General features: G+C 73.1%; 1 protein-coding gene. It reads left to right on the top strand.

Going from position 1 to position 1,151, the window contains the following annotated elements; genetic code table 11:
- Window positions 1-216: 216 nt before the first annotated feature.
- Complete coding sequence (locus AB0C29_RS49645; protein WP_360835524.1) at window positions 217-1,098, top strand: DUF2637 domain-containing protein; 882 nt, start codon at window positions 217-219, stop codon at window positions 1,096-1,098.
- The last annotated feature ends 53 nt before the right edge of the window (window positions 1,099-1,151 follow it).

Below are 1,151 nucleotides of genomic sequence, written 5' to 3'. Positions count from 1 at the left end.
CCGCCACCGCCGCGCAGCTGCGCGCGGTCGCCGCGGCGCTGGTGGCCCGGCGCACCTGCCCGACCTGCCGCCAGGTGCGGCCCTACTACATCCCGCGCTCGCTCGGTGAGTGCCTGACCTGCTCAGACCCTGTGAAGGAGACCGCGTGAGCATCCGAAAGAGCCGACGCGCCGATCCGCAGACCGCGGACGAGCTCGGCGTGCGGACGGTGACGTCGTGACGTTGACTCAGCTCAAGAGAGTCCGCTGGGGTGTCCGCGCAACCCTGGCGTTGGGTGTGGTGGTTTCGACCATCGCCAACGTGCTGCACGCGGTCGACAATCCGATCTCGCAAGCGATCGCGGCCTGGCCGCCGGTCGCGCTGCTGCTGACCGTGGAACTGATCTCGCGGATCCCGGTCGACACGCGGGCGTTGGCGTTCGGACGGATGCTGGCTGCGGCACTGATCGCGGGTATCGCGGCGTGGGTGTCGTACTGGCACATGGCCGGCGTGGCCGCCCGCTACGGCGAGACCGGCGCGTCGCCCTACCTGCTGCCGGTCTCGGTGGACGGGCTGATCGTGGTCGCCTCGATCTGCCTCATGGAACTCGCCACCCGCATCCGCACCCTGGCACCCGAGCCGGTCCCGGCCGCCTCGTCGGCCGTGGTGGCCGCCACCGTCCCGGTCGCGGAGCAGCCGGACGGACCGGCGGACGACGCGGACGAACCGGCATTGCCGTGGCAGCTCGCACCCGCGATTCCGCTGTCACAGTTCGCCGCCGCGCGCCGCCGATGGGCTCTCGCCAATGGCAACCGTCCGGCGATCGTCCACCGCGCGGACGAACCGTCCGCCCAGCTCACCACCACCGCCGCGCCTACACCGAATAAGGTTTCGTCCGCGGTGCCGGACGGCCCGGATGACGCCGACCCGGTGCTGTCTGCCGCCCGGACGGTCGCGGACGAACTCAGCGCCGCGGGGCGCCGGATCACCCGTGACGCCCTCGCCGCCGGTGTCCGTGCCCGCGGGCTGGCGATCTCCACCGAACGCGCGACCGTCATCGCTCGCGAGCTGTCCGCCGCCGCGGACGGCCGTCCCGTTGCCGCCGCGTCCGCGGCGTAGTTCCGCCCGGCGGCACGGCTCCTACCCCCAAGCAAGCGCCGTGCCGCCGGTCC

Source organism: Actinoplanes sp. NPDC048791 (assembly GCF_040650095.1).
In the GTDB taxonomy this organism is placed as follows: domain Bacteria; phylum Actinomycetota; class Actinomycetes; order Mycobacteriales; family Micromonosporaceae; genus Actinoplanes.
Note: the sequence above shows the minus strand (reverse complement) of the source record. Positions and strands in the feature narration are given on the sequence as shown.